The sequence below is a fragment of the Neorhizobium sp. CSC1952 genome (genome assembly GCF_030378245.1).
In the GTDB taxonomy this organism is placed as follows: Bacteria; Pseudomonadota; Alphaproteobacteria; order Rhizobiales; family Rhizobiaceae; genus Neorhizobium; species Neorhizobium oryzae_A.
The window spans coordinates 1,261,147-1,286,856 of the sequence record NZ_CP128416.1 but is presented as its reverse complement, the minus strand read 5'-3'; the positions used below and the strand labels follow the sequence as shown (position 1 = coordinate 1,286,856).

The window sequence follows — 25,710 nt, the reverse complement described above, 5'->3', positions numbered from 1 at the left end:
CAATGGTCAGCCGAACTCTGTCTCATAAATCTCAGGCTTGAAGCCGACGATCAGCTTGCCATCCGCCTCCAGCACCGGACGCTTGATCATCGAAGGCTGGGCGAGCATCAGCGCGATCGCCTTCTGCCGGTCGAGGTCCGCCTTGTCGGCATCGTCGAGTTTCTTGAACGTCGTGCCGGCGCGGTTGAGCACCGTTTCCCAGCCGGCGCGGTCGATCCACCGGTCGAGATGCGCGCGGTCGATGCCCTCGGCCTTGTAATCGTGAAAGGCATAGGTGACACCCTTCCGGTCGAGCAAGGCACGCGCCTTCTTCATCGTGTCGCAGTTCTTGATGCCGTAGATCGTGATCGCCATCGCACACCCCTTGTTCCGACGCGACCGATAACAAGAGCCCGGCTTGCCGCGCAAGCCCTGGAGCCATGGTTAATGATCGATATGTGACGGCTGCATGGCTCCCCTGCTTCGTTGTGCATTGCACAAAAATGGTTCGCCACCATATTTTAGCAGAATGAAAAAGGAGAGATGAACATGTCCGTTAAGAACAAGACCCGTGGCAGCGCCCTCGGCCGCGCCTTCGCCGTCATGAGCGCCGCCATTTCTGTTTCGGCCGCCGTTGAAAGCCACCGCCGCCCGAACAGCCGCGACCTCCACACCCTCGGCATCGACCCCAAGGCTTTCGATCGCCTCGGCTGATCCATTCTCTTCCGGCCTTCACGGCCGGGCGAGGCAGGGCTTCGGCAGCGGCCGCAGGGTCCGGCAATATAAGTGTGGCGACTGCCGGCTCGTCCGGCGGAAGAGCGGGAAAACAAGCCGTCGAGATCCAGGATCCATCGATGGCGAGACGCCCGGCCGTTTGTCACCCCCGATAGGCGGCCTCCAGCTTGGCGATGTCTATCCTTTTCATCTGGTACATCGCCTGCAGGACGCGATTGGCCCGGTCGGCATCGCCATCCGTCAGCATTTTCGGAAGCCTGGCGTAGTTGACCTGCCAGAACAGGCCGTAGCGGTCCGTCAGCCAGCCGCAGGGTTTTTCCTCCCCGCCTTCGACAAGCGCATCGTAATACCGGTCTATTTCTTCCTGCGTCTCGCAATGGATGAGGAAGGAAATGGCGCCGTTGAACTTCGCCCAGGGGCCGGCGTTGATCACGGTAAAGCTCTGGCCTTCGAGCTCGAAGCCCATGGCCATGACGGAGCCTTTGCGGCCGGGGCCTGCATCGCCATAATGCGTGACGTCGGTGATGCGGGAATCGTCGAAGACCGAAACGTAGAAATTGACCGCTTCCTCCGCATTGCCCTCGAACCAGAGATGCGGGACGATCTTGTGTTTCTGGATGGCCATGTGTCTCTCTCCTCTATTGGATGACGCCCTGAGGACGTTTGAACATTTGCCGATCCGACAGGTCCCTTGAGAAAATTCCAAGCTCAGATGGGAAAACGCAGTTGCTCCGGAGGAGAAAGGTAGGGCGGCGCCTCGGGATCGAAGCGCCACCGGCCGAATTCCTCGTGCCGGCTTTCCCCGAAATGGCTGTAGATGAGCTGGAATTCCTCGGCGACCCAGCCAAACGGCCTCTCGACGGGCAATGGATCGATCTTCCCGCAATCGTAGATGACGGTCACATGGGGCTCGAAGGACGCGAGCGGAAACCGGGGAAGGTTGTGCCGCGTCAGCGTGTTCCACAGCATCCGCACGAAGCTTCGCAGCTCCCGGTTGACGGCTGAGCTCGTCAGGACGAGATGCCTCTTTCCTCCGAACAGGTCGCTGCCATCGAGATCGATGCGGATCGGCCTTGCCCTGATCCTGCGTATCGCCGCGTCGATGGACGGAATGAGATGGCGCGGAGGTTCATCGAATTGCTCCATGCACAGCAGCGTCATGTGCAGGAGGTCGGCCGGATAGGCGGCCCGCCGCGTCCTGCTTCCGGCATGCCTGGCGGCATCGCGATTCATACGTCGAGCGGCGAAGGGTGTCGGTTTGAGACAGAAGAACAGCTTGCTCGGATGCCGCCGAGTTCCTCCCTGGAAAGGAGGCCAATCCTCCCCAAGGGGAAGCGAAGATTGGCCGTATGCGTATCGCAAGCTCATCCTGCCGCCATCCCGGTGACCCGGCCTCATGCCGTCGATCGAAGTCTAGCGGGACTCCTTCTACGTGTAAAGAACAAATAGTGAACATGCCGGATTGTGGCTAATCCGCCAGCCGTTCCGGCAGCGGTTTCAGCGGATAGGCGGCCCAGAAGAACGTGTCGGCGGCGGCCTGGTCGTAGGAGAAGTTGCGTGCCTCCTTGATCTTGCCGTTCTCAATGCGGAAGGCGAGCACCCAGATCGTGTCGACATTGGCGCCCTGCGGATTGCCGGATCGGTTCGACCAGCCGCGATGCATGTCGATGACCCAGTTCTCGTCGGCCGTCAGCGCGATGAGCTCTGCCCGGAATCCGGCCTTGCCGAGCTGCCGGAAGAAGGCTGCGACTTCCGCCTTGCCATGCTTGGTGCCGGCCAGCGGATGGTGGCCGGGAATGTGCCACTCGATATCCTCGGCGAAGAAATCGGCGACCTTGTTCATGTCGCCGGCCGCATAGGCGGCATAGTAATCGGCGATGACCTTGCGGTTTTCCTCCGGGCTTGCGGCCATGGCGGGCGTTCCTGAAAAGAGGGCGCCGGTGAGGAGCAAAGCTCGGGTGATGGTTCCGGACATGGTTTCCTCCCTGGTTCAGCGGGTCTGGCGGGCGCGTTCGGCCGCGCGGGCGACGAGGCCGCGGTCGCCGGTCTCGTGGGTATGGGTCATGGTGAGCGCGGAGACCTTCCAGGCGCCGTTCGTCTTGACGAGTTCGTACCGGTAGTGGCCCATCAGCACCCAGAGATCGCCTTCGATGCGGTGGGTGGCCTGGAAATCGGCCTCGGCAGTGGCGGTCGTGCCGCGCATGGCGGTGACTGTATGGTTGGTGACGAGATGCAGCGTCTCGTCGAAGCCGGGCAGGAAGCCCGACCATTGCCCAATCACGTCATCGGCCGGCTGAATGGCCGCTTCGCCGCCCCACAGGCTGGTATAATCGAGCTTCACCTCGTCGGCGAAGGCGCGGCGCACGCGATCCCATTGGTGCCGGTCGGCGCCCGCGGCGATATCGGTGATCGCGCCGATGATCGCCGCGCGATCCTCGAGGCTCACCGGCTGCGGCGCGCCGGTCCGGCTGAAATGTGCCGCGACGGCCTCAGCTGCGATCTTCACCGGCTCCGGCCGGTCGTAGAAATCGAACTGGCTGACGCCGTCGAGCCAGAGCTCGGACTTTTCGCCGGGAAGCAGGGCGTAGAAGGCATGTGCGCCCTGCGGCACGGCGGCCGCCTCCGAATGGACCATCAGCACCGGCTTGTCGAGCTTCGCTCCGAGCGAAACGGAATCGTAAGTGAGCCACGGTTCCCAGGAGGCGAGGTTGAAGCGGTTGTCGTATTGCGGAATGAGGCCTCGATCCGCCTCGGTATAATAGGGGATCCGGTACATGAGCGAGGTCTGGTCGGTCGTGCTGGCGGCGGTGATGATCTGCGGCCTGCCCTGGCGTTCGGCGTCTTCCGCCTCACGCGAGGTGGCGATCAGCCGGGCGACGCCGTCCGGGCCGCCATAGACCTGCTCGACGATTTGCCGGTTGTGCAGCCAGGGCGCGACCAGCGCGACCGAGGCGAAGTTCGCATTGCTCGTTGCGGCTGCGGCCATGTATCCGGCAGAGGCGCAGATGCCGAGGCCGTGCACCTGGGTGCCGTCCACTTCCGGCAGCGCCGTCATGAAGGCGGCGGCTGCGGCAATGTCGCCGGTTTTCGCCGCCGGGTCCTCCCTGAAACGGGGCTCGCCGCCGGATTTCCCCCAGCCGCGATAGTCGAAGGCGAGCGCCGCAAAGCCGCGTCCGGCCATTTCGCGGGCATAAAGACCGGACATCTGTTCCTTGATCGAGGTCCAGGCGCCGGCAACGACCACGCCGGGGCGTTTCTCGCCGGGCCGGTAGTCGGCGGGCAGATAGAGCGTGCCGGCCAGCGTCGCGCCTTCGTTCTCGACGGAGACCTTGCGCGTCTGAATGTCGGCGGCGAAGGCGGCGGAGGTCATCATCGCCGCGCAGAAAGTTGAAAGAGCCGTGGTCTTCATCATGCATCTCCTCTCCGTTCGGATGACGGGAGGATCGCTGCTTCGCAGGCATTGCGCAGGCGCGTTTGTTGCCGTTCGCTATGCGTTTATTGCTCTATCGGGCGCGGAAGGCGGCAGGCGTAACACCCGTGTGGCGGCGGAAATGCCGGCCGAAGCGGGAGACGTCCTCATAGCCGGTATCGGCCGCCACCGAGGCGACCGGAAGGCGCGTGGTTTTGAGCAGCAGCTTGGCAAGCTCCATGCGCTCGTGGATGACGTATTGCAGCGGCGACTTGCCGGTGGCCCTGGTGAAGGCGCGCACGAAATGAAAGCGGCTCATCGCCGCCTCGGAGGCCAGATCGTCGAGGGAAAGGTGGGAGGCAAGGTTGTCGTGGATATGGTCGAGCGCGCGGCGCAGCCGCCGGTCCCCTATGCCGGCAATCCCCGGTTTCGGCGGCGCCAGCATTTGCGCCAGATGCGCGGCGAGTGCAAGCTGCATGGTCTCCAGGTAGAGCGACGGCGTACTGTCGGCGGTCGCGACGGCCTGGTGGATGAGCTGCACGAGCAGCGGATCGAAAGCGCCCACGACCGGCGCGAAATCCGCATGACGTTCGAAGCCCACGTCGGAAAGCAGCCTTTCCGGTATTTCGAGCCTCAGGAAGGAAAGCGCCTCGTCATATTCGCAGATTCCCGCGGCGCCGGCGGGCAGGATCCAGCCCTCGCCGGCCTCGAGCGGGATATGGCGGCGTTTGTCTGAGCCGACCGCGATCCGGTGCCGGTCCTGGTCGACCAGGAAGAGCCCGAGCGAGAGGCGCGGCACGGCAAAACCGCCGCCGCCGGGAGGCGTCTCCAGCCTCTCCGCCTTCAGTCGCATCCGTGTCTGTGCCTGCGGTCCGGTCATGCCGGGAAGGGTAGCGGTTGTGAAGGGAAACTCAACGAAAAGTTCCGTGAGAACGGGTGAGGCGAGGCAAGAAACGGGTTGAATCCCGGGCCGGCAGGGACGATCTTGAGACCAAGTGAAATGCGGAGATTATCCCATGGCTGCGCATCAGTACCTTATCTTCGAAACGGCCGGCGGCTTCTGCGGCATCGCCTGGAACAATGTCGGCATCACCCGCTTCCAGCTCCCGACGAAAAGCGCGGGCTCGACCGAGCGGCTGCTCCTGCGCCGCCTGGCGGAGGCCGAACGCGGCACGCCGCCGGCTGAAATTCGGGAGGCGGTCGAGGCCGTGAAGCGTTATTTCGCCGGCGAAGCGGTCGATTTCTCATGGCTCAGGCTCGACCTCGAAGGCCAGGACGATTTCTTCAGGCAAATCTATGCCGCGGCCCGACGCATCGGCTGGGGGCATACGACCACCTACGGAGCGATCGCAAAAGAGCTCGGCGCCGGCCCGGAAGCTGCCCGGGACGTCGGCCAGGCGATGGCGAAGAACCCGGTGGCGCTGATCATTCCCTGCCATCGCGTGCTTGCGGCCGGCGGCAAGATCGGCGGCTTTTCGGCACCGGGCGGTTCGACCTCCAAGGCGCGCATGCTGGAACTGGAAGGCGTCCGCCTGGCGCCGCCGGAGCCGGCGCAGCAATCGCTGGGGTTCTGAGCCGGGGGGATATGCCGCGGCGAGTTTCGTTGCGCCAATCTGCCGGCCTTGGGAACATGTCCGATCTTTGTCGGTTCCACGTGTGATTCCTCGCAGGGGATGGTAGGCTGTCCCGTTGTCTGTGATTGGGCACGCCCGAGCTCAAACGTCCTGGCTCGGAGAAAGCGCGGTGCGAACCATGAGCAACCGTCTGACTGTCATCGGAGCGCCGACAAGCGCCGGGGCATATGCTCCCGGGCAGGAGAAGGCTCCCGAGACTTTTCGGCGCCATGGATTGATTCCCGCCTTGGAGCGGGCCGGATGGCGCGTTGGGGACATGGGCGACCTTGCCTGTTTCCGGTGGCGCCCGGACCCCGGCAATCGAAACGCCATGAACCTGGGGCCTGTGCGCGACGCGGCGATGGCGCTCTCCCGGCACGTCGGGCACGCCATGGCGGAGGGCGAGGCGGCGCTCGTCCTTGGCGGTGACTGCACCATCGAATTGGGTGTCGTCGCCGGCGCGCTGAGTGACGGCGCTTCGGTCGGCTTGATCTACATCGATGGCGACGCCGATCTCAACGTGCCGGAAACCGCCGAAGGGGCCCTTGACTGGACTGGTATCGCCCACATGCTCGATCTACCCGGCGCGCTTCCTGATCTGAGTGGTCTCGCATCGAGACGACCGATGCTTCATCCCTCCGACGTGCTGCTGTTCGGTGCCCATGAGGTCACGGCGCCCGAGGCAAGGACGATCGCCGTCAACGACATTCGACACATCGTTCTGCCGGAGATCAAAGCGGACCCGGCGGCTGCGGCCGAAAAGGCAAAGACCTGGGGACTCCGCTTCGACCGTCTGCTCGTTCACGTGGATATCGATGTGCTTGCGTTTACGTCGTTTCCGATCGCCGAGAACGTCCGCTACGGAGCGCGGGACACCGGCCTCGAGCTCGAGGAGCTCGGCAAGGTGCTGGATATCCTCCTGGCAGCGCCCAACTGGCGCGTCCTGACCCTGGCCGAGTTGAATCCGGATCACGCGCCTGACGAGATCGCCGCATTAGGCAGCCTCATCGCTATGCTGACGCACGCGCTCGCACCGATTGCGGCCGCCGATGCGTAGGAGCCGCGCGGTCGCATACGTCCTCGATGATGTAACAATCGGGCGCTAAACTAGCCGTCACCGAATTGGAGTCGATGCCCAGATCGGAGCCATCGCCGAGTAGCAGCGTCGGATCGAAGATCGCCTCCGGCTCTTCTTCCTATCCGGCGCCGGCACTGGCTGGCGGACGATGCCAGCGCAACGCCGGCCGCCTTCAAATCATTCCCACTCGATCGTGCCGGGCGGTTTGCTCGTCACGTCGTAGACGACGCGGTTGATGCCGCGCACCTCGTTGATGATGCGGGTCGCCGTGCGGCCGAGGAAGTTCATGTCGTAGGGATAGAAATCCGCCGTCATGCCGTCGACCGAGGTCACCGCGCGCAACGCGCAGACGAAGTCGTAGGTGCGGTAGTCGCCCATGACGCCGACCGTCTGCACCGGCAGCAGCACGGCGAATGCCTGCCAGATCGTGCCGTAGAGTCCGGCCTTGCGGATCTCGTCGAGATAGATGGCATCCGCCTTGCGCAGGATGTCGAGCTTTTCGCGCGTCACGCCGCCGGGGCAGCGGATGGCAAGGCCGGGACCCGGGAAGGGATGGCGGCCGATGAACTGGTCGGGAAGGCCGAGTTCGCGGCCGAGTGCACGCACTTCGTCCTTGAAGAGCTCGCGCAGCGGCTCCACGAGCTTCATGTTCATCCGCTCGGGCAGGCCGCCGACATTGTGGTGGCTCTTGATCGTCACCGAAGGTCCGCCGGAGAAGGAGACGCTTTCGATGACGTCCGGGTAGAGCGTGCCCTGGGCGAGGAAGGCGGGAGCCCCTTTGCCGTCCTCGGCGATCTTCTTCGCTTCCGCCTCGAAGACCTCGATGAACAGCCGGCCGATCGTCTTGCGCTTCACTTCCGGATCGGAAACGCCGGCAAGTTCGGTGAGGAACAGGTCGGAAGCATCCACATGGACGAGCGGGATGTTGTAGTTGTCGCGGAACATCTTCACGACTTCTTCCGCCTCGTTCATCCGCATCAGGCCGTGATCGACGAAGATGCAGGTGAGCTGCTCGCCGATCGCCTCGTGAATGAGCACGGCCGCGACGGAAGAATCGACGCCGCCGGAAAGGCCGCAGATGACCCGTTCCTGGCCGACCTGTTCGCGGATCTTGCGGATCATCTCGGCGCGGTAGGCGGACATGGTCCAGTCGGACTTCAGCCCGGCGATCTTGTGCACGAAATTGGAGAGAAGCTTGGCGCCATCGGGCGTATGCACCACTTCCGGGTGGAACATGGTCGTGTAGTAGTGTCGGCTCTCATCCGCTGCGATCGCGAACGGCGCGTTCTCGGAGGTGGCGATGACCTCGAAACCTTCCGGCAGCTTGGTAACGCGGTCGCCATGGCTCATCCAGACGGGGTAGCGCTTGCCGGTCTCCCAGAAGCCGTCGAAGAGCGGGCTCTTCGCCTTGATCTCCACGTCGGCGCGGCCGAATTCCGCTGCGTGCCCGCCTTCCACCTCGCCGCCGAGCTGCAGGCAGAGCGTCTGCTGGCCGTAGCAGATGCCGAGGATCGGCACGCCCGAATCGAATACCGCCTGCGGTGCGCGGGGGCTGCCTTCGGTCGTCACCGAGGCCGGGCCGCCGGAGAAGATCACGCCCTTGGGCTGGAGTTTCTCGAAGGCGGCGGCCGCGTTCTGGAACGGGTGGATTTCGCAGTAGACGCCGGATTCGCGGATGCGACGCGCGATGAGCTGCGTCACCTGGCTGCCGAAATCGATGATGAGGATGCTGTCGGGATGAGCTGTCTGGGTCATGGCGAGCCTTTAAAGAAAAGTTGCATTTCTTGCAACTGCGTCAGAGCGCCAATTCGCCGCTTTTCAGGGCCTTCGTGAGGCTGTCGACCGCTGCCGCCAGCTTTTCGTCGATCACATGCAGGTATTCGGTCCAGTTGCCGACATGTTTCAGCTCTTCCTTGCCATCGGAAATGCCGCGCAGGCCGATCAGCGGAAGATCGAAGAGCTGGCAGCAGCGCATCACGGCGAAGGTCTCCATGTCGACCATGTCGGCTTCGATGCGATCGTAGGCCGGTCCGGAGACGATATTGCCGCCGGTGGAGAGCGAGGCTGCCGGAATGCCGGGAATGCGGTGCGCGAGCGGCATGATTGCGGGATGGTCGAGAAAGGGCGTCCGGCCCTTCTCGAACCCGAGCGGCGAAGCGTCCATGTCGCGATAGGCGACCGAGGAGACCTGGTAGATTTCCGTCTGTTCGAGGCTGCGGGACCCGGCCGACCCGAGCGAGACGACGAGGTCGGGCAGCCCGCCGGCCGCCTCCAGCTTCGTCAGCGCATGGGAAAGCACCACGGCCGCCTCGACCGGGCCGACGCCGGTCATCAGCGGCTTGATGCGGGATTTGAGTGCCGGGCCGTATTCGGCGTCCACCGCCATGACGAAGAGGACGGACTTGCCGCCGGCAAGGCTCGGCTCGCCCATCGGCAATCCGTGGGGAGATGGAGCGGTCATCCGGTCACGTCCTGCCTGCCGCGGATCACCATCATCGTGCCGGTCATGGAGGCGATGAGCTTGGCAGGCCCGTCGCCGATCGCATAGGCGCGGCCGTCTGCGACGATGATGGTGGAGCCCGGCTTGGTGATCTCGCCGCGGAAGAGGAAGCGTTCGCCGCGGCCGGGCGACATCAGGTTCACCTTGAACTCGATGGTGAGGATCGAGGCGTCCGGATCGATGACCGTATAGGCGGCATAGCCGCAGGCGGAATCGAGCGCGGCGGAGATGACGCCGGCATGCAGGAAGCCGTGCTGCTGGGTGAGTTTCTGATCGAAGGGCAGCTCGATCTCCACCAGGGCCGGTTCGACGCGCGTCAGTTCGGCGCCGAGCATCGCCATCGCACCCTGCTTGTCGAAGCTCTGGCGCACCCGCTCGCGGAAATCGCCTGTGTCTCTCCCGTTCATCTTTCCGTTCCTTTCGCAGATGCGAAATTGGCATGGGGAAATGTGTTCGGCAAGCCGCCGCGACGGGTTTGGGAGAGAGTTAAGAACCTATGCGGACGATATGCTGGTCCCAGGCGACCTGGCTATGGGTGTCGTTGAACTGCCCGTCGTAGGAGGAAACGGCGATGCCAAGCGCTGCGGGAGCGACACCCGCCGCATCGCGGACCTTCTCTTCCCTGAGCACCGCCCCGGTCTTCGCATCGAGGGTCACGGCCGCGCCGCCGACCGGGGAGGTGAGGCCGACAAGTCCTTCGCGGCGGTTGACGGCGATCGCGCCGACATAATTGCCGAGCCGGATCGTCGTCTCCTGCGGCAGCGAGACGAAGGACAGGTCCTCGCCATGCCCGAACCAGCCCGCGAGCGGCGGCAGCGCGTTGCGCGGTCCTTCCCACTGGCAGGCGAACCAGATGCGGCCGTCATCGGCGATGTCGAGATGCCGGGTCGAAAGCTGACGGAGCGCCGATGGCAGGCCGTGCCGCTGGATGAGTGCGCCCGTCTTCGCGTCGAGCAGCACGAGCGACGGCTCCATGCGGTCGAGATTGAGTTTGGTGCGGCCGAAATCCGGATGGGTCTCGATGCCGCCATTGGCGATGACGAGAAACCGGCCGTCGTCGGAGACGGTCATGTCGTGGGTGCCGATGCCATGGGCGTCGAACTCGCCGACGCGCCGGAATTCGTCGCGTGCGTCGTAGATGCCGATCATGCCGCGATTGCCGTCGAAATCGTTCTCGCTGGCATAGAGCAGCGTGCCGTCCGGCGAAAAATGCCCGTGTCCGTAGAAATGCCGGCCTTCCGGCGAGGTGATGATCACCGGTTCGGCCTGCCCAGACGGATCGAAGACCATGGCGAAAGTGCCGGGACGGCGGGCGAAGGCGACGGCGCGGCCGGTCGCGGCGCTATAGGCCATGCCATGCGCGCGGGCGGGCAGCGCCACGCGGTCGACGATCTCGCCGCGTTCCGAAACGGTGGCGATGCCGAACGAGCCGTCCGGCGCGCGGAAACCCGAGGCATAGACGGCATCGGCGCGTTCGAGCGCCATCAGCGCGCCCGGCGAAAGCGTGGCGGTGAAGGCGATACCCACCGCCTTCAGGAAATCGCGCCGGTCGATGGCCTCGCCGCGCCAGGTCATGAAATCAATCCCCGTCCGCGAAGGAGAAGCCGGAGCTGAGGCCGATCGCGCCGCCATAGCCGTCGTTCAACCTGGTGATGACGTTCTTGCCGTCGGCCAGCAGCGTATCGAGCTTCCCGCGTTCGGCTTTGTCGGACACGGCCTTTTCGAGATCGGGCGTGATGGTGCCGGAAAGCTCGATCATCGATTTCAGCGTGGACTGGATTTCGGTAACGACCGGCCGGTCCTTCTCCTGCAGCAGTTCCACCATGCCGGATGTCTCCAGCAGCGCCGAAAGGCCTTCGAGATTGCCCTTCACGCTCGGCCAGGTGCTTTCGGAGCGCCAGAACAGCGCCTGCTTCGGAAATTTCGCCTTGTCGGCGCCCTTGTAGAAGGTCTCGATGCGCTGGTCGCGCACGGCCTCGGCGCCGTGCACGAGGATGCCGAGCAGCGCGGTGACCGCCTCGCCGCCGGTGCGGAAGACCGGATTGTCCGGCTCCGGCTGTTCCCAGGCCTTCTGGATGCCGTCCGGTTCGTCCCAGATGCCGGAAAGCTCGCGGGCGACATTGGCGATATTGCCGGCGACGGCCGCGCCGTAGCGGCAGCGGAAACCGTTCTTTTCGCTCGAAAGCGTCTCGGAACCGGTGCCGAAGAGGAGATATTCCAGCGCTCCGAAACCTTGCGTCGCCACGCTCTTGGTGGCGAGCGTGGCGGGATCGGCCGCCGTCTCGTCGGATTTGGAAAGCACGGCCTGCACCTGCTTCAACCCCGTGCTCTTGCGGTCGGGATAGAAGAGGATGCGCTCGAAACGGTTCTGCTCGATCACCGGGCCGACGCGCACCACCTCGATATGCGCCCAGCTCACCGCCGTATCGCGGAAGGCCGCCCTGGCGGCATCGTAATGAGCCGGGGAGGGCGCCTCGCAGAGCGTCTTCATGGCGGCGGTCATCTTTTCGGCCGATTGCCGGAAGGCGTCGTAGCCCGGCCGGATGAAGCCGTCGACCGCCGCCGTCATCACCTTCGTCACCGCCGCGTCGGGAAGCGTGACGGCGGGCGCGGTGTCGGCCTCCTGGGCGGATGTCACGGCGGGCAGGAGCAAGATGAGCCCGGCGGCAAGAATTGTGCGCATCAGAGTGACCCCTTAAAGAGACCCGAGGAATTTGACGAGGGCGGCTCGGTCGTCCTTCGAAAGCGCGGCGAAGGCGTCGCGTGCCTTTTGCGCTTCCCCGCCATGCCAGAGGATGGCTTCGGTGAGATTGCGCGCCCGCCCGTCATGCAGGAAGAAGGTATGGCCGTTGACGGTCTCCGTCAGCCCGATCCCCCAGAGCGGCTGGGTGCGCCATTCGCGGCCGTCCGCCACGCCGACCTGCTGCCCGTCGGCGAGGCCTTCGCCCATGTCGTGCAGCAGGAAATCCGAATAGGGCCAGATGAGCTGGAAGGCATGCGCCTTGTTGCCGGCATCGCGGCGGGTGACGAATTTCGGCGTATGGCAGGCGATGCAGCCGGACTGCTGGAAGAGCTGCTTGCCCTTCAGCACCGTCGGATCGGCGAGGTTGCGCCGGGCGGGTACCGCGAGGTTTTCCGAATAGAACGTCACGAGTTCCATGACCGGATCGGGCGCCTCGACGGGGCCCAGCCGTTCCTGCACGCCGGTCGGCATGGCGAGGCATTCGGCCTCCGCCTTGGTGCAGTCGCCATGGCTGTAAGGATTGTCCGGGGTGGAGATGCCCATGTCCCCGGCGAAGGCGGACGCGCTCTGGTCGCGGATCGTCGCGTTCTGCGCCTTGTAGCCGAAACGGCCGAGTTTCAATTCTCCGCTCCGGTGGTCGCGCACCAGCGCCGGCTTGCCGGAAATGCCATCGCCGTCCCTGTCGTCCGGATCGGCCTTGGCGAGGATGTCGCTTTCGTGGATCGCCTGGATGAGGCCCATGCCGATCATCGGCGGGGCGACGCGCGGCGAAACCGTCACGTCGCTCTCCAGAGGACCGTGGCTGAGACCGGCAACGGAATAGGCGGGTTTGCGCAGATGCACTACCTCGCCGCCGGCCAGCGTCACGGGGATTTCCTCATAGGAGATCTGCATCCGCCCCTCGGATTTGAGGCCCGGCACAGCAAGATCCTGCAACTGTTCGCCATAGGTCGCATCTGGGAAATTGAGCTTCCGGTAATCCGCGACGGCCTCTCGCTCCTCGTCGGTGCGGGCCGGGCGGGCGAGACGGAGGAACATCGACGTCGCGTCCGCGGAGCCTTCCGGCGGATGTCCGCGGCCGTCCTTCAGATGGCAGCTCTGACAGGCGCGGGCGTTGAAGAGCGGGCCGAGCCCGTCGGAGGCCTGCGTGGAGGAGGGCGCCGAAATCCAGAGCTTGGTGAAGAGCGCATTGCCGAGCTTGAAGGTCTCCTCCTCCTCGAAGGTGAGGTTGGCGAAAAAATGCGAGAAGGCGTTGCCGTTGACGATCGCCCGGCTGGTCGCAGCCCCGCCCTCCATCAGCTCGAACTGCTCCGGCTTGGAAAAATCCGTCGTCGGGCGCGTGACGGCCTCGACGCGCTTCTGGTCCTTCGGATTGAGGTCCGAGCGCGTCGTCGGGAAGATCGGATCGCCGCCCGCCGCGATCAGCGGGGTCAGAAGCAGGGCGCCCGAAAGAATCGGTAGGAAGAAAATCGGGATGGATTTGCGACGTATTGCAGGGGTCATGGATTGCCGGGACGATGCCCCTCCCCAGCCTCTCCACTCCGAGGGGAAACCATTGCACGTGAGCGACGAGGAGGGCGGCAAGCTCCCTCTGATCTCCCCCCTTGAGGGGGAGATGTCACGAGAGTGACAGAGGGGGGTGACAACGTCGTATCGAAGCCGGTCGATGAATGTGGCGGGAAAATACCCCCCTCTGCCCTGCCGGGCATCTCCCCCTCAAGGGGGGAGATCGGTATGCCGCGCAGTTTTCCGCCATAGGTCACCGGCTCGCCCTCGTCAGGAAGGCAGCCGGAAGGCCAGACGGAATGGCGGCTTGCTTTTCGCACGTTCATCGACGTTCGGGCCGCACACTCTTCGCCGCGGCCCGCCTTTTTCAGTTCATCATTTGAAGACGGCGTCGGGATTGTCGAGGCTGTCGGAACCTTCAAGCTCGACCGTGCCGAGATCCAGCGCCGCAATGACGCGCTCGATGCTCTTGGTCTGGTCGACCAGGCCGTCGATCGCCTTCTGCACGACCGCATTGCCCTGGGTGTTGCCCTCGCCGATCATCTGGTCGTAGGCCTCCACCTTCTGGGCGCGGTCGGCCATGGCGTTCATCGCGTCGAGCGTCGCGTCGAGCTTGCCCCTGACTTCCGTGTCGAGCGCCTTGTCCTTGGCGGCGACCAGTTCCGAAAGCGACGGGCCGGTCATCTTGGTGCCGTCGACACGGACATATTCGCCGGTATAGGCCGACTTGATGCCGATCGCGTCGTTGAGATGCGAGGCATAGGTATTATCGGAGAAGCAATCGTGCTCTTCTTCCGGATCGTGCAGCAGCAGGCCGAGCTTCATGCGCTCGCCGGCGAGCTCGCCATAGGAGAGCGAGCCCATGCCGGTCAGGATCGCGGTCAAGCCGGCCTTCGGATCGGCCTCGACATTCTTCGTGGCCTCGCCGTCCGGCGCCCAGGCCTTCACCATATCCTCGAGATCGGCAACGAGCAGCGTCGAGGCGGCCTTGAGATAGGCCGCGCGGCGGTCGCAATTGCCGCCGGTGCAATTGGCCTTGTCGTAGTCGGTATAGGGCCGCTCGCCGGCGCCCGGTCCGGTGCCGTGCAGATCCTGGCCCCAGAGCAGGAATTCGATGGCGTGATAGCCGGTCGCGACGTTCGCCTCGATCTCGCCGGCTTCGTTCAGGCCCCGGAGCGTCTCGGGCGTGATATCGGTCGCGTCGTAATCCTCGCCGTTGATCTTGATCTTCGGATTGGCGATCACGTTGGCGACGTAGAGCGGGTTGGAATCGCTCTCCGTGCCGTAGGATGGGTCGACATAATCGATCAGGCCCTCATCCAGCGGCCAGGCATTCACCTTGCCTTCCCAGTCGTCGACGATCGGGTTGCCGAAGCGATAGACTTCCGTCTGCTGATAGGGAACGCGCGCCTTGATCCAGGCCTCCTTGGCGGCCTTGAGGGTCGCCTCGCCCGGCGTGGCGATCAGCGCGTCGATCGCGGCGTCCAGGGCCTTGGCGGTGGTGAGCGAGTCCTGATACTTGGCTTCCGCGAGCTCGGCGTAGTGCTTCACCACGGAGGCGGAGTCGGCGGCTTCGGCCGGCGTGACGGTGAACGCCGCGGAAGCGGCGAGAAGCGCCAGCGTGGCGCCGAAAACGGTCTTGCGGATCATGTCCCTCTCCTTCGGCGGCCAGGCTTCCTGCCGCCCAAGACGCGTTCTTCGCGCAAATGGAAACTGGTGTCAAATGATCTAGTTTAGAATATTTTGAAAGAAGAAAGCATGCCTCGACCGCATTTGGGCCTGTTCAAACCTTGCGTTGCATGCGGCAGAAAAAGAATCCGTCCGTATCGGTACTTGCGGGCGTCAAAGTAACGGTCGATGCATCCTGCGATCGCGGCCGCAGAGCGTCCTTTCCGAAGATATCGTGCCAATGTGCCGCGGCGGGAGCGATGGAGAATTCGGGATTGTCGGCGCAGAAGCGCGAAACCTGCGCGTCGTTTTCCTCCGGCAGGATGGAGCAGGTGACATAGAGCAGCGCGCCGCCGGGTTTCACGAAGGCTGCCGCTTCCGCCAGCGCCTCCTGCTGCTGGGCGATGCGTTCGTCGAGGTTTTTCGGCGTCAGGCGCCATTTGGTATCCGGCCGCCGGCGCCAGGTGCCGGTGCCCGTACAGGGAGCGTCGACCAGCACCGCGTCGAGCTTGCCTTTCAGCGCGTCGAGCTGCCGGGCATCGTCATGGACCTGGACATTGCGGGTGCCGGCGCGGCGCAGCCTTTCGATGATCGGCGCCAGCCGCTTGCGGTCGGCGTCATAGGCGTGGATCTGTCCCTTGTTGTGCATGGCGGCCGACATGGCGAGCGTCTTGCCGCCGCCGCCTGCGCAATAGTCGAGCACCTGGTCGTGCTCTCCCGGCTGCACGAGATCGGCGACGATCTGCGAGCCCTCGTCCTGAACTTCGAACCAGCCCTTCTGGAACGAAAGCTCGGCTGTGACGTTCGGCAGCCGGGACGCTCCTTCGCCGGCGGCAATCCTGATGCCGTTTCTGGCGATGCGCGAAGGTTTCGCGCCGGAGCGTTCCAGCGCCTTGACGACCTTCTCCCGGCTTGCCTTCAGTGTATTGGCGCGGAGATCGAGGGTCGGACGGCCGGCCAGCGCCTTGGCCTCCAAAAGCCAGTCCTCGCCGAAATTGGCTTCGAAGGACGGCTGGATCCAGTCCGGGATGTCGCCCTGTACGTGTGTGGGCGCGTCTTCGAGATTGCGGGAGGCAAGCGCCGAGAGGTTCGCCTCGGTAAGCGCCGGCGGCGCGAAGCGGTCATCGGCGAACTCGGCCTGGAGAGCTTCAGGGGTGAGGCCCCATTGCCGGATGAGGACCGCGTGGGCGAGGGCAGTGGGGCTTTCGTCGTCCATGAGCCATGCATGCGAGAGCCGCATGCGCAGCGCGTCGTAGACGATGTTGCCGATCGCGGCCCGGTCGCCGGAACCGGCGAAACGATGCGCCAGGCCCCAGTCCTTGAGGGCGTCGGCGACAGGACGCTTGCGCGTCTCGATGTCGGCCAGCACCTCGATGGCTCCGGCCAATCGCCCGCCCAGTCGCATGTCGCTCTCCGTTTCGGTTGCACCCGTATGACTTGGGTCCTAACCGCTATCGGGCGGAACGGCAAGGGGCGGTGCCTTGCGGTCTCAGCCGTCGATGTCCTTCAGGCCCTTGCCGGCGACCTTCTGGTTCTCGGCGGCAACGATCTGGTAACAGACCTGCGCCGTGCCGGAGCGGACCATGCCGATGTTCTGCGCCGCGGCTTTGGAGACGTCGATCACCCGCCCGCGGATGAACGGACCGCGGTCGTTGATGCGCACGATGACGCTTTTGCCGTTTCGCTTGTTGGTCACCCTGACCTTGGTGCCGAAGGGCAGCGAACGATGTGCCGCGGTCAGTTTGGAAGGGTTCATCCGTTCGCCGGATGCCGTCTTGGAAGTCAGAGCGTACCAGGATGCGTGGCCGCACCCGGGCGCAGCGTTGGCCTGCGCGGAGCCGAGAAGAGCAAAGGTTGCAGCGGCGGCCGCGGCGCAAATCGAGCGTCGGATTTTTTTCAAAGTCGTCGTCCCCGTCGTTTGTCCCTGCACGTTGCGTGCAAAAACGGCTAAGCACGGCGAAAAATGGCGAAAAAGTGGGGTTTGTGATCACGGAACGTTACAGACTGTAACATTTGTGATTAGATTGCTTGCCATATTTTTAGGAAGCCAGCTAAATTGTGACAGAAGAAAACATTTAAAAACAGAAGGAAAGCGGAATGGAATTCCAGCCCGACTCGGAGCGGTGCCGCGATCACGAAAATTGCAGAAAAAAATTCATTGCGATGCAGGATTCTCTGCACGATTTGCGCAAATTCTGTGATGCCTTGTCCAAAATATTAAGAAATAATGATCGGGCAGGCCACGTGGATGGAAATTTCATCCGTTCCAAAGGGAAAATTCACCCTCTCCAGCGGTCCGTGGACCACATTTCGGCGAGCGACATCCGGTAGTTCGGAAAGCGGAATTGGTAGCCCGCCGCGCGGATCTTGGCGTTCGAAACGCGCTTGTTGGCGCCGTAGAAGGAGCGCGCCATCGGCGTCATCTCGGCGGTCTCGAAATCCTGTTCCGGCGGCGGCACGACGCCCATCAGGCGGGCCGCCTCGACGATGACGTCCTGCGGCGGACCGGGCTCGTCGTCCGTGACATTATATATACCGCCCATCTTCCCCTTCGCGAGGAAGAGCGTGGCGCCCGCAATGTCCTCGACGCGGATGCGGTTGAAGACCTGGCCCTGCTTTATGATGCGCCGCGCCGTGCCGCGCGCGAGATTGACGAAGGCGTTGCGCCCGGGGCCGTAGATGCCTGAAAGCCGCAGGCTGGCGAGCGGTATGCCGGCGGCCTCGCCCTCCGCCGCCCAGGCTTCCTCGGTATCCACCCTTTCGATGGAACGGCCCTGTATGGGCCTGCCGGGTGTCTCTTCCGTCACCCAGCCGCCGCCGTGATCGCCATAGACGCCGACGGTCGAAAGATAGCCGACCCATTGAAGCTTCGGGCAGAGCTTTTCGAGCTTGCCCGCGATCAGTTTGAGGATGGGGTCGCCTTCCTGGCTGGATGGTGGGGTTTCGGAGGGCGAGGCCCCCTCATCCGACCCTTCGGGCCACCTTCTCCCCAAAGGGAGAAGGCGAGATGCCGCGCCGTCGCTATTCCCTTCTTTCTCTGCGGGGAAAAGAGAGGAGGCTGGGAGGCCACTATTCCCTCCTCTCCCCTGGGGAGTCCGGAGGACGGGACGGGGCCGTCGACCCGTCCCCGGTTGGTGGCCGAGCGGAGCGGAGGCCGGGTGAGGGGGCGGCTCGCTCTTGACCTTTGTTGGAGGAATCGACTGAACGAGGTGCGTTACCTCTTTGAGCTCCACCAACAGTTCGTCATCGAACCCGCTGCCATCAAAAACAAACCCATTGATGCCCAGCGCCTCAAGTTCCGCGACCTTTTCCGCCGTCCGCGCCGTGCCGGAAACCCGGGCGCCTTCCGCCTTGAACGCTGCCGCGATCGCCTGGCCCGAATAGCCGCATCCGAAGATCATCACCCGCATCAACCCGCTCCCGCCAGTCGCCATTCTTCCCGCACGTCCGGATCGTCCTCCACGTCGCGCGTTTGCGCAAACCGGGCGAAGTCCTCCGGCCGCATCAGGCGTTTCAGAGCCCATATAGCCATGCCGCGTACCACAGGCGAGGGGTCGCGGGCGAGTTCGAGGCACTGCCCGACCAGAGCCGGATCGCCGGAATTGCCGGCCGCGATCAGCACGTTGCGGACGAAGCGGTCCCGGCCGATGCGCTTCACCGGCGAGCCGCTGAAGAAGGTGCGGAAAGCGGCATCGTCGAGCGTCAGCAGGAAGGCGATCGAAGGCTCCTTCAGATCCTCCCGCGCGCGGAGCTTCATTTCGGAAGCACTTGCCGCGAACTTGTTCCACGGACAGGCGGCGAGACAGTCGTCGCAGCCGTAGATGCGGTTGCCGATCAGCGGCCGGAATTCCGGATCGATCGGCCCCTTGTGCTCGATCGTCAGATAGGAGATGCAGCGCCGCGCATCGAGCCGGTAAGGTGCGGGAAAAGCGGCCGTCGGGCAGGCGTCCAGGCAGGCGCGGCAGGAACCGCAATGGTCGGTCTCCGGCGCGTCCACGATAAGCTCGGCGGTGGTGAACAGGCTGCCGAGGAAGAGCCAGGAGCCGTGCGTGCGGCTGACGAGATTGGTGTGCTTGCCCTGCCAGCCGAGGCCGGCCGCCTCCGCGAGCGGCTTTTCCATGACGGGCGCCGTATCGACGAAGACCTTGACGTCCTCGCCGGCACGGGCGGCAAACCGCGTGGCGATTTCCTTCAGCCGGCCCTTGATGACGTCGTGATAGTCGCGGTTGCGGGCATAGACGGAGATCGCCGCCCTGTCCGGCCTGTCGAGAATGCCGCGGGGATCTTCGTCCGGACCGTAGTTCAGGCCGAAAAGGACGATGGATCTGACCTCGGACCAGAGCGCCTTCGGATCGGCGCGGCGCTCCCGCGTCTCCGCCATCCACGCCATCGTGCCGTGGTGGCCCTCGTCGAGGAAGGTCTGAAGCCTCTCCGGCGCCCGCGGAATGCTGTCCGGTCCGGTGATGCGGCAGAGGTCGAAGCCTTGCGCTTCCGCTTCCTCGCGAATGAAGGCGGTCAGCTTCTCCCGCCGCCGGAGCGCCTTTTCGTCCTCTTGGTCCTGGTCAGAAATCAAGGTCCGCATAGTGGGATACCGGGGTCAGGCCGCGGATGCGCTCGGCAAGCAGCGGCCGGAAGGATGGGCGGGATTTCAGCCGCTGGTACCAGTCCTTGGCGACGGGGGTTTCGGCCCAGTCGATCTCGCCGAGATAGTCGAGCACCGAAATCGAGGCGGCTGCGGCGAGATCGGCATAGCTCAGCCGGTCGCCTGCGAGCCAGGGCCGCGAGCCGGCGAGCCAGGAGAGATATTTCATGTGCTGGCGGATATTGGCGCGCGACGTGCGCAGCACTTTCGAATCCGGCGCGCCGCCGCCATGCGCCGCGCTCATCTGCAGCTTGTAGATGCGCTCGCGGGTGAGCGGCCGGGTGACGTCCTGCTCCATCTTCTGCAGGAACCATTCGGTGAGGCGGCGGATTTCGGCCCGCTGCCAGGGGTCTTCGGCGAGCAGCCGGCGGTCGCGCTTCAGCACGCCGTGCGTCTCGTCCAAAAATTCCAGGAGCACGGAAGGGCCACAAAGTACCCGCATGCTGTCGTCCACATAGACGGGAAGTGTGCCCGCCGGGTTGAGCGTCAGGAATTCCCTCCGCTTTTCCCAGGGCTGCTCTTCGACCAGTTCCGCCTGAAAGCCGTATTCTGCGAGGATCAGCCGGACGAACCGCGAGGCCGAAGACATGGGATGATGATAGAGGGTGGGCATGGATAACTTCACGAATGGTGTATAGGGAGGATGTGGTCGCTTCGCGCGCCCGCCTGACATATGCCAGCTATATGGATTTGGTAGGGCCAACACAAGCAACGGCTCATAAAGTACCTCAAACTGCCCATATCTGCTCAATAAAGGATTAAGAATGGCGGATCAGTCCATTATCAGCGCCCTCGTTCTTGGCTTGATCGAGGGGCTTACGGAATTTCTTCCCGTTTCCTCAACTGCTCACGTCCTGCTCGCCGGCCATTTTCTCGGTTTCCAGTCCCCCGGCAACACTTTCGCCGTCCTGATCCAGCTCGGGGCGATCCTGGCGATTCTGCTCGTCTATGCCCAGAAACTGCTGGGGATCGCCATGGACTTGCCGACCAGCCCGAAGGCAAGGCGCTTTGTGCTGACGGTGCTGGTCGCCTTCCTGCCGGCGGCGGTGATCGGGGCGCTCGCCCACGATTTCATCAAGACCGTGCTGTTCGAGACGCCGATGCTGTTCTGCGTGGTGTTGATCCTCGGCGGCTTCGTGCTGCTTGCCGTCGACAAGATGAAATTCCAGCCGAAATATCACGACGTGATGGACTATCCGCTGTCGCTCGCCTTCAAGATCGGCCTCTGCCAGTGCGTGGCCATGATCCCCGGCACGTCGCGTTCGGGCGCCACCATCGTCGGCGCGCTGCTCATGGGCACGGACAAGCGCTCGGCGGCGGAATTCTCCTTCTTCCTTGCCATGCCGACCATGCTCGGCGCGTTCGTGCTCGATCTTTACAAGAATCGCGATGTGCTGAGCTTCGATGATGGTGCGGTGATCGCCGTCGGCTTCGTCGCCGCGTTCGTCACCGCGATCCTCGTGGTGCGCTCGCTGCTCGATTTCGTCTCAAGCCGCGGCTACGCGCCCTTCGCCTACTGGCGGATCGTGGTCGGCATCATCGGATTGATCGCCCTTCTTCTGGGCGCCTGAAGGGAAAGGCGGCTTCATGGCCGCCTGTTCTCCCGCTTATCTGTTTAGTGCAGGACGGAAGCCGTGCTGCAGGGATCGACGCCATAGGCGGGCGCGCATTCGCTCTTGCCGGCTGCGCCCGTTCTCGGGGCAATGAAGGAGCCCGCGAGAATGACCAATGCTGCGCACGCAAAAAAGAGCGCGATGGGCTTGCCCATGGAGGAATGCCTTTCAAAGGATGATTTGATCGTCACGGTTGCGTCTGTTCCGCGAAGGAGGGTGTATGGGTGGAACCGAAAGATTTCAATATAAGATTTTACTGAATCCGCCGTTAACGCGCGAGGATTTGAAACTGCGGCCTTTGTGCCACAGGCGCTGCCCGGAAAATGTGCGCAGAAATATCGCTGCCCGCTTTTTGAGCGGACTAACGCACTGGTTTGACGGCGATATAAGTGATTCCTAAAATGAAAGGATCAGGCGGCGCGGCCCGATCCCGTATACTGGCCGTGCGGCCTGTATTGTACCAGATAGGAGGGAAGGATCGAGGCGGCGAGCGTCGGGCGGATACCCATTCCTTCAAGCGTGCGGCCTTCCTTGGCGGCGGCCTCGGAAACGATATTGTCGACCTTTAGCAGCTTCACCTGGTCGGGGGTGATGGGCGGCTGAACGAAGGGGACGAGGGAGGCGAGGCTGCCGATCAGCGACGCGATGCCGAAGGGCAGCGAGATGAGCGCGCGCTCCCGGTTGGTGATGCGCTGCATGGTCTCGAGACACTGGCGGAAGGTCATGACCTCCGGACCGCCGAGCTCGTAGACCTTGCCCGGTGCGATCGTTCCGTCGACGGAACGGGCGACGGCTTCCGCAACGTCCTCGACATAGACCGGCTGGAACTTCGTCTTGCCGCCGCCGACGAGCGGCAGGGCGGGGAAGATGCGCGCCATGGCCGCGAACTTGTTGAAGAAGCTGTCTTCCGGGCCGAACATGATCGACGGCCGCAGGATCACGGCATCCGGCAGCAAAGAGAAGATCGTGGCTTCCGCACGGCCCTTTGTGCGGGCGTAGGATGATTCCGAATTCGGATCGGCACCGATTGCGGAGATATGGGTCAGCCTGGCGCCGGCGGCGCTGGCTGCTTCCGCGATCGAACGGGCGCCGAAGTCCTGCACGGCATCGAACGTGTTGCGGCCGCTTTCGAACATGATGCCGACGCAGTTCACCACATGGGAGGAGCCTTCGACGGCGCGGAAGATCGACTGGCGGTAGCGAAGGTTCGCCTGGACCAGCGAAATCTGCCCGACATAGCCCGCCGGCAGCAGGAAGCCCGCGAGATCGGGACGGCGCACCGCGACGCGCACGCGATAACCGCGTTTGGCGAGCGCCCGCACCACATGCCGCCCGACGAAACCCGATCCTCCGAAAACGGTGACGAGTGGCGGAAGGTTGCTGACGGTCATGATCTGCTCCGGGAGCTGCAAGGGAAGGATTGGCGCCTGTTTAACCGAATTGCGGCACGGGTGGAAGTGTCTCCGGTGCCGCAGCAGGTGCGGTTTTCGGGACTTTAAACGCCGTCCACGACGACCAGTTCGCCGTCGGCCGCTTCCTGGCGGATTTTTGCGGCGATCTGGTATTCGGGCGAATAGTAGCAGTCGACGGCTGCCTGCCGGGAGGGGAATTCGATCACCACGTTGCGGGCGCGCGCCTTGCCTTCCAGCTCGGTGATCTCGCCGCCGCGGGCGAGAAACTTGGCGCCGTATTTCTCAAAGGGCACCTTCGTGGCCGCGACATAGTCCTTGTAGCGTTCCGGGTCGCGGATATCGATGCGGGCGATCCAGTATCCCTTTGCCATGATGTTCCTCCAATGTGTGTTCGGATAAGCTGACTTCGGTCAAATCATGGGGCAAGTCAATATGATGCGTATCACCGCAGGCGCCCTCGCCGTAGCTCTTCCGGTTGTGACGGCGGTCGTCATGTCGCATCCCGCGCGTGCCGAAGCGGGAGCCTGTTCCGCCGATATCTATTCCGCTCTCCGCAAACTCGCCCCGGAAAAGGTAAAACCGGTGGAGATCGCCTGCGACCTGACCCTCGCGAAGACGGACGCCATCACCCGGCCCATCGCCTTTTCCGGCAGCGCGGCTTCCGGCGCGACGCTCGATTGTAAGGGCGGCACGCTGGACGGGAGGACGGCCAAAGCCCGGACGGTATGGATCCGCTCGGTCCGCCGGGCGGACGGAAGCTGGGATGCGCCGCGCAATATCCAAATCCGCAATTGCGTCATTGAGGGCGATGTCCGCATCGAGGGCCTCGGCAGCAACGGTCAGGCGGAAGAGGTTCGGCTGTCGTCCCTCGAAGCCGGTCATACCGCGCGGGCCCAGGCTGCGGCGCCAAGCGGCATCACGCTTGATGACATCACCTTCGTGGCGAGCGGCGGCATTCCGCTTTATGCGGCGCCGGGCGTGACGGAAATGACCGTCGAAAACTCCCGCTTTACCGGCAACACCAACGGCACGGCGATCTATCTGGATGCGGAATCTGCCCGAAACCGGATCATCGGCAATATGTTCGACATCCGCACGGCCCGGCGCGAGATGATCGCGGTCGACGGTTCGGCGGACAACCGCATCGAAGGCAATATCTTCGAGAACCCGATCAAGGGCGGCATTTTTGTCTACCGCAATTGCGGCGAGGGCGGCACGATCCGTCACCAGAAGCCGGAGCGCAACGTGATCACCGGTAACACGTTCCGCTACACGAATTTCTGGGCGGCGCGGCCGGCGGTCTGGCTCGGCAGCCGCCAGGCAACGAGCACCTATTGCTTCTCGCGGCCGGACCGGCCGTTCGGCAGCAGCCTCAGCCCCTATGACTACGCGCAGTATAATATCGTCACCGGCAACCGCCTGCCCGGGGGAAGGCCGGGCCTCATCGTCGATCACGACGAGCACAACACGGTTTCGGACAATCGTTAGAGGACGGACGCCATCTCGGCGAGGATGGCTTGCGCCGCCGCTTTCGGATCGGGTGCCTTGACGATCGGCCGCCCGACGACGAGATGGCTCGAACCGGCGCGGAGCGCGTCGGCGGGCGTCATCACCCGCTTCTGGTCGCCCGCGTCGGAGCCTGCGGGGCGGATGCCGGGCGTCACGACCGCCATGTTCGGCCCGACGATCTTGCGCACGGCGGCGGATTCTTCCGCCGAGCAGACGATGCCGCCCATGCCGGCGGCAAGCGCCTGTTCGGCGCGGCGCAGCACCAGCGTGTGCGGATCGTATTCGTAGCCGGCATCGACGAGATCGGCCTCGTCCATGGAGGTGAGCACCGTGACCGCGAGCAGGCAGAGATCGGAGCCCTTTGCCGCGTCGACTGCGGCCCGCATCGCCTTCGGGTAGGCATGCAGGGTGAGCATCGTGACGCCCATCTTGACGATGTTCTCGACGCCCTTCGCCACCGTGTTGTCGATGTCGAGCAGCTTCATGTCGAGGAAGACCTGCTTGCCGTCCTTGACGAGGTCGCGGGCGAATTCCAGTCCGCCGGCGAAGGCGAGCTGATAGCCGATCTTGTAGAAGGAGGCCGTGTCGCCGAGCCTGGCGACCATCTTTTCCGCTTCCGCGATGGTCGGGATGTCGAGGCCCACGATCAAACGGTCACGTGCGTTCATGCCCTGATTCCTTCCCATTTTTCGATAGGGGTCCAGTCGCACGAGACGGCGCGATCCGCAAGGGTAAAGCAGAAGAGATTTCCGCCGCCGGGCGGCTGGTCGCGATCGCGGGCGATCGGAATGCCGAGGAGGCGGCATTTCAGCAGGGTCCCGACGCCGCCATGGCCGACGAACGCGATCGGCACGTGCGGGTCATGATCCGCGAGGATGCGGTTGACCGCCGAGACCATGCGCCCCTGAGCATCGATCGCACGCTCCCAGCCTTTGAAGCTTTCGTCGGGGTGGGCGAAGAACCGGTTCGCGGCTTCCTCGAACGCGGGCGGCGGCAGAAAGCCGGTCGCCGAACGGTCGTTCTCATGGGTGTCTTGGGCGATCTCGATCGTGAGACCGGATGCGGAGGCGAGGATTTCGGCGGTTTCGATCGCCTTCGTCTCGCCGCTGGAAACGATCCGGCCGAGTTGCCTTGCCCATGATGATTTCGCCGCGGCCTCGGCACGGGCGCGGCCGATATCGGAAAGGCACCATTCCGGCACCGGGATATCCGGGTCGATCCGAACCTGCGGATGGGTGATGTAGAGGCCGAAGGTCATGTCAGGTCACGCTCGTGAACGGCCGGAACTTCGAGCCGGTTATCA

The 25,710-nt window shown here is 64.0% G+C and carries 28 protein-coding genes and 1 pseudogene; 6 read left to right on the top strand and 23 right to left on the bottom strand.

Features of this window, described 5'->3' with window-relative positions:
• Window positions 1–6: 6 nt before the first annotated feature.
• The gene (locus QTA58_RS06595; protein ID WP_085422050.1) at window positions 7–354 is read right to left on the bottom strand and encodes an ArsC family reductase; all 348 of its coding nucleotides are present in this window, start codon (window positions 352–354) and stop codon (window positions 7–9) included.
• Between the two features lie 174 nt (window positions 355–528).
• Between QTA58_RS06595 and QTA58_RS06590 the strand changes: the two genes are divergently transcribed.
• Window positions 529–693, top strand: coding sequence for a hypothetical protein (locus tag QTA58_RS06590; RefSeq protein WP_200814075.1), 165 nt, complete (start codon window positions 529–531; stop codon window positions 691–693).
• Window positions 694–856: 163 nt separating this feature from the next.
• Here the strand turns inward: QTA58_RS06590 and QTA58_RS06585 are convergent, their stop codons facing one another.
• From QTA58_RS06585 to QTA58_RS06565, 5 genes are all read right to left on the bottom strand, one after another.
• Window positions 857–1,339 (bottom strand): VOC family protein, encoded by a 483-nt coding sequence (locus tag QTA58_RS06585; protein WP_085422051.1) that lies wholly within the window; start codon window positions 1,337–1,339, stop codon window positions 857–859.
• 83 nt (window positions 1,340–1,422) lie between these two features.
• On the bottom strand, window positions 1,423–1,947 hold the full coding sequence (locus tag QTA58_RS06580) for a 2'-5' RNA ligase family protein (RefSeq protein WP_289672159.1): 525 nt from the start codon (window positions 1,945–1,947) through the stop codon (window positions 1,423–1,425).
• 235 nt (window positions 1,948–2,182) lie between these two features.
• The gene (locus tag QTA58_RS06575; RefSeq protein ID WP_289672158.1) at window positions 2,183–2,689 is read right to left on the bottom strand and encodes a nuclear transport factor 2 family protein; all 507 of its coding nucleotides are present in this window, start codon (window positions 2,687–2,689) and stop codon (window positions 2,183–2,185) included.
• 15 nt (window positions 2,690–2,704) lie between these two features.
• On the bottom strand, window positions 2,705–4,123 hold the full coding sequence (locus QTA58_RS06570) for an alpha/beta fold hydrolase (RefSeq protein WP_289672157.1): 1,419 nt from the start codon (window positions 4,121–4,123) through the stop codon (window positions 2,705–2,707).
• A 94-nt stretch (window positions 4,124–4,217) separates the two neighbouring features.
• Window positions 4,218–4,976 carry an AraC family transcriptional regulator gene (locus QTA58_RS06565; RefSeq protein WP_289672156.1) on the bottom strand — a complete coding sequence of 253 codons (759 nt, stop codon included), beginning with the start codon at window positions 4,974–4,976 and terminating at the stop codon, window positions 4,218–4,220.
• Window positions 4,977–5,139: 163 nt separating this feature from the next.
• On the opposite strand from QTA58_RS06565, the gene QTA58_RS06560 reads away from it, so the two are divergent.
• Entirely contained in the window at window positions 5,140–5,697 is a 558-nt protein-coding gene (locus tag QTA58_RS06560) for a methylated-DNA--[protein]-cysteine S-methyltransferase (RefSeq protein ID WP_289672155.1), read from the top strand.
• A 178-nt stretch (window positions 5,698–5,875) separates the two neighbouring features.
• Window positions 5,876–6,793, top strand: a complete 918-nt coding sequence (locus QTA58_RS06555) for an arginase family protein (protein WP_289672154.1) — start codon at window positions 5,876–5,878, stop codon at window positions 6,791–6,793.
• A gap of 198 nt (window positions 6,794–6,991) precedes the next feature.
• Here QTA58_RS06555 and guaA read toward each other — a convergent pair whose 3' ends face one another.
• The 9 genes from guaA to QTA58_RS06510 all read right to left on the bottom strand — a co-directional run bounded on the left by guaA (window position 6,992) and on the right by QTA58_RS06510 (window position 17,122).
• On the bottom strand, window positions 6,992–8,569 hold the full coding sequence (guaA, locus tag QTA58_RS06550) for a glutamine-hydrolyzing GMP synthase (RefSeq protein ID WP_289672153.1): 1,578 nt from the start codon (window positions 8,567–8,569) through the stop codon (window positions 6,992–6,994).
• Window positions 8,570–8,609: 40 nt separating this feature from the next.
• Window positions 8,610–9,245 (bottom strand): 5'-methylthioadenosine/S-adenosylhomocysteine nucleosidase, encoded by a 636-nt coding sequence (locus QTA58_RS06545; protein WP_289673042.1) that lies wholly within the window; start codon window positions 9,243–9,245, stop codon window positions 8,610–8,612.
• Window positions 9,246–9,271: 26 nt separating this feature from the next.
• A complete protein-coding gene (locus QTA58_RS06540; RefSeq protein WP_085422057.1) occupies window positions 9,272–9,721 on the bottom strand; it encodes a PaaI family thioesterase in 450 nt (149 codons plus the stop codon).
• 79 nt (window positions 9,722–9,800) lie between these two features.
• A complete protein-coding gene (locus QTA58_RS06535) occupies window positions 9,801–10,889 on the bottom strand; it encodes a DUF1513 domain-containing protein (RefSeq protein ID WP_289672152.1) in 1,089 nt (362 codons plus the stop codon).
• A gap of 4 nt (window positions 10,890–10,893) precedes the next feature.
• A complete protein-coding gene (locus tag QTA58_RS06530; protein WP_289672151.1) occupies window positions 10,894–11,997 on the bottom strand; it encodes an imelysin family protein in 1,104 nt (367 codons plus the stop codon).
• Window positions 11,998–12,009: 12 nt separating this feature from the next.
• Window positions 12,010–13,560, bottom strand: a complete 1,551-nt coding sequence (locus QTA58_RS06525) for a di-heme oxidoredictase family protein (RefSeq protein WP_289672150.1) — start codon at window positions 13,558–13,560, stop codon at window positions 12,010–12,012.
• 378 nt (window positions 13,561–13,938) lie between these two features.
• On the bottom strand, window positions 13,939–15,213 hold the full coding sequence (locus QTA58_RS06520) for an imelysin family protein (protein WP_085422061.1): 1,275 nt from the start codon (window positions 15,211–15,213) through the stop codon (window positions 13,939–13,941).
• Between the two features lie 133 nt (window positions 15,214–15,346).
• Window positions 15,347–16,636, bottom strand: coding sequence for an RsmB/NOP family class I SAM-dependent RNA methyltransferase (locus tag QTA58_RS06515; protein ID WP_289672149.1), 1,290 nt, complete (start codon window positions 16,634–16,636; stop codon window positions 15,347–15,349).
• Between the two features lie 84 nt (window positions 16,637–16,720).
• Window positions 16,721–17,122 (bottom strand): septal ring lytic transglycosylase RlpA family protein, encoded by a 402-nt coding sequence (locus QTA58_RS06510; protein WP_289673041.1) that lies wholly within the window; start codon window positions 17,120–17,122, stop codon window positions 16,721–16,723.
• On the opposite strand from QTA58_RS06510, the gene QTA58_RS06505 reads away from it, so the two are divergent.
• Window positions 17,007–17,432 (top strand): hypothetical protein, encoded by a 426-nt coding sequence (locus QTA58_RS06505; protein WP_289673359.1) that lies wholly within the window; start codon window positions 17,007–17,009, stop codon window positions 17,430–17,432. The two genes, QTA58_RS06510 and QTA58_RS06505, sit on opposite strands and share 116 nt — an antisense overlap.
• Before the next feature lie 78 nt (window positions 17,433–17,510).
• On the opposite strand, the gene QTA58_RS06500 is transcribed toward QTA58_RS06505, so the two are convergent.
• From QTA58_RS06500 to QTA58_RS06490, 4 genes and pseudogenes are all read right to left on the bottom strand, one after another.
• Window positions 17,511–18,224: an NAD(P)-dependent oxidoreductase gene (locus tag QTA58_RS06500; protein WP_289672148.1), complete on the bottom strand. Its 714-nt coding sequence runs from the start codon at window positions 18,222–18,224 to the stop codon at window positions 17,511–17,513.
• Between the two features lie 189 nt (window positions 18,225–18,413).
• A pseudogene (locus QTA58_RS23965) lies at window positions 18,414–18,641 on the bottom strand (NAD(P)-dependent oxidoreductase); the annotation flags it as partial.
• Window positions 18,641–19,813, bottom strand: a complete 1,173-nt coding sequence (gene queG / locus QTA58_RS06495) for a tRNA epoxyqueuosine(34) reductase QueG (RefSeq protein ID WP_289672147.1) — start codon at window positions 19,811–19,813, stop codon at window positions 18,641–18,643. The gene queG and the pseudogene QTA58_RS23965, both read right to left, overlap by 1 nt.
• Window positions 19,794–20,486 (bottom strand): glutathione S-transferase family protein, encoded by a 693-nt coding sequence (locus tag QTA58_RS06490; protein ID WP_085422065.1) that lies wholly within the window; start codon window positions 20,484–20,486, stop codon window positions 19,794–19,796. Before QTA58_RS06490 ends, queG begins: the two co-directional genes overlap by 20 nt.
• Before the next feature lie 151 nt (window positions 20,487–20,637).
• Here QTA58_RS06490 and QTA58_RS06485 point away from each other — a divergent pair, with 151 nt between their 5' ends.
• A complete protein-coding gene (locus tag QTA58_RS06485; protein WP_289672146.1) occupies window positions 20,638–21,444 on the top strand; it encodes an undecaprenyl-diphosphate phosphatase in 807 nt (268 codons plus the stop codon).
• A gap of 452 nt (window positions 21,445–21,896) precedes the next feature.
• Here the strand turns inward: QTA58_RS06485 and QTA58_RS06480 are convergent, their stop codons facing one another.
• Together QTA58_RS06480 and QTA58_RS06475 are read right to left on the bottom strand one after the other, a co-directional pair.
• Complete coding sequence (locus QTA58_RS06480) at window positions 21,897–22,877, bottom strand: complex I NDUFA9 subunit family protein (RefSeq protein ID WP_085422068.1); 981 nt, start codon at window positions 22,875–22,877, stop codon at window positions 21,897–21,899.
• A gap of 104 nt (window positions 22,878–22,981) precedes the next feature.
• The gene (locus QTA58_RS06475; RefSeq protein WP_085422069.1) at window positions 22,982–23,269 is read right to left on the bottom strand and encodes a DUF1330 domain-containing protein; all 288 of its coding nucleotides are present in this window, start codon (window positions 23,267–23,269) and stop codon (window positions 22,982–22,984) included.
• Window positions 23,270–23,330: 61 nt separating this feature from the next.
• Here QTA58_RS06475 and QTA58_RS06470 point away from each other — a divergent pair, with 61 nt between their 5' ends.
• A complete protein-coding gene (locus QTA58_RS06470) occupies window positions 23,331–24,386 on the top strand; it encodes a right-handed parallel beta-helix repeat-containing protein (RefSeq protein WP_289672145.1) in 1,056 nt (351 codons plus the stop codon).
• Here QTA58_RS06470 and pyrF read toward each other — a convergent pair.
• Both pyrF and QTA58_RS06460 read right to left on the bottom strand, forming a co-directional pair.
• Window positions 24,383–25,075, bottom strand: a complete 693-nt coding sequence (gene pyrF / locus QTA58_RS06465; protein WP_289672144.1) for an orotidine-5'-phosphate decarboxylase — start codon at window positions 25,073–25,075, stop codon at window positions 24,383–24,385. The two genes, QTA58_RS06470 and pyrF, sit on opposite strands and share 4 nt — an antisense overlap.
• The gene (locus tag QTA58_RS06460) at window positions 25,072–25,665 is read right to left on the bottom strand and encodes a histidine phosphatase family protein (protein ID WP_289672143.1); all 594 of its coding nucleotides are present in this window, start codon (window positions 25,663–25,665) and stop codon (window positions 25,072–25,074) included. The genes pyrF and QTA58_RS06460 overlap by 4 nt, the downstream gene beginning before the upstream one ends.
• Between the last annotated feature and the right edge of the window lie 45 nt (window positions 25,666–25,710).

Coding starts and splice junctions, on each gene's coding strand:
- QTA58_RS06595 (WP_085422050.1), bottom strand. CDS start 354: ATGGCGATCACGATCTACGGCATCAAGAACTGCGACACGATGAAGAAG.
- QTA58_RS06590 (WP_200814075.1), top strand. CDS start 529: ATGTCCGTTAAGAACAAGACCCGTGGCAGCGCCCTCGGCCGCGCCTTC.
- QTA58_RS06585 (WP_085422051.1), bottom strand. CDS start 1,339: ATGGCCATCCAGAAACACAAGATCGTCCCGCATCTCTGGTTCGAGGGC.
- QTA58_RS06580 (WP_289672159.1), bottom strand. CDS start 1,947: ATGAATCGCGATGCCGCCAGGCATGCCGGAAGCAGGACGCGGCGGGCC.
- QTA58_RS06575 (WP_289672158.1), bottom strand. CDS start 2,689: ATGTCCGGAACCATCACCCGAGCTTTGCTCCTCACCGGCGCCCTCTTT.
- QTA58_RS06570 (WP_289672157.1), bottom strand. CDS start 4,123: ATGAAGACCACGGCTCTTTCAACTTTCTGCGCGGCGATGATGACCTCC.
- QTA58_RS06565 (WP_289672156.1), bottom strand. CDS start 4,976: ATGCGACTGAAGGCGGAGAGGCTGGAGACGCCTCCCGGCGGCGGCGGT.
- QTA58_RS06560 (WP_289672155.1), top strand. CDS start 5,140: ATGGCTGCGCATCAGTACCTTATCTTCGAAACGGCCGGCGGCTTCTGC.
- QTA58_RS06555 (WP_289672154.1), top strand. CDS start 5,876: ATGAGCAACCGTCTGACTGTCATCGGAGCGCCGACAAGCGCCGGGGCA.
- guaA (WP_289672153.1), bottom strand. CDS start 8,569: ATGACCCAGACAGCTCATCCCGACAGCATCCTCATCATCGATTTCGGC.
- QTA58_RS06545 (WP_289673042.1), bottom strand. CDS start 9,245: ATGGGCGAGCCGAGCCTTGCCGGCGGCAAGTCCGTCCTCTTCGTCATG.
- QTA58_RS06540 (WP_085422057.1), bottom strand. CDS start 9,721: ATGAACGGGAGAGACACAGGCGATTTCCGCGAGCGGGTGCGCCAGAGC.
- QTA58_RS06535 (WP_289672152.1), bottom strand. CDS start 10,889: ATGACCTGGCGCGGCGAGGCCATCGACCGGCGCGATTTCCTGAAGGCG.
- QTA58_RS06530 (WP_289672151.1), bottom strand. CDS start 11,997: ATGCGCACAATTCTTGCCGCCGGGCTCATCTTGCTCCTGCCCGCCGTG.
- QTA58_RS06525 (WP_289672150.1), bottom strand. CDS start 13,560: ATGACCCCTGCAATACGTCGCAAATCCATCCCGATTTTCTTCCTACCG.
- QTA58_RS06520 (WP_085422061.1), bottom strand. CDS start 15,213: ATGATCCGCAAGACCGTTTTCGGCGCCACGCTGGCGCTTCTCGCCGCT.
- QTA58_RS06515 (WP_289672149.1), bottom strand. CDS start 16,636: ATGCGACTGGGCGGGCGATTGGCCGGAGCCATCGAGGTGCTGGCCGAC.
- queG (WP_289672147.1), bottom strand. CDS start 19,813: ATGCGGACCTTGATTTCTGACCAGGACCAAGAGGACGAAAAGGCGCTC.
- QTA58_RS06490 (WP_085422065.1), bottom strand. CDS start 20,486: ATGCCCACCCTCTATCATCATCCCATGTCTTCGGCCTCGCGGTTCGTC.
- QTA58_RS06485 (WP_289672146.1), top strand. CDS start 20,638: ATGGCGGATCAGTCCATTATCAGCGCCCTCGTTCTTGGCTTGATCGAG.
- QTA58_RS06480 (WP_085422068.1), bottom strand. CDS start 22,877: ATGACCGTCAGCAACCTTCCGCCACTCGTCACCGTTTTCGGAGGATCG.
- QTA58_RS06475 (WP_085422069.1), bottom strand. CDS start 23,269: ATGGCAAAGGGATACTGGATCGCCCGCATCGATATCCGCGACCCGGAA.
- QTA58_RS06470 (WP_289672145.1), top strand. CDS start 23,331: ATGATGCGTATCACCGCAGGCGCCCTCGCCGTAGCTCTTCCGGTTGTG.
- pyrF (WP_289672144.1), bottom strand. CDS start 25,075: ATGAACGCACGTGACCGTTTGATCGTGGGCCTCGACATCCCGACCATC.
- QTA58_RS06460 (WP_289672143.1), bottom strand. CDS start 25,665: ATGACCTTCGGCCTCTACATCACCCATCCGCAGGTTCGGATCGACCCG.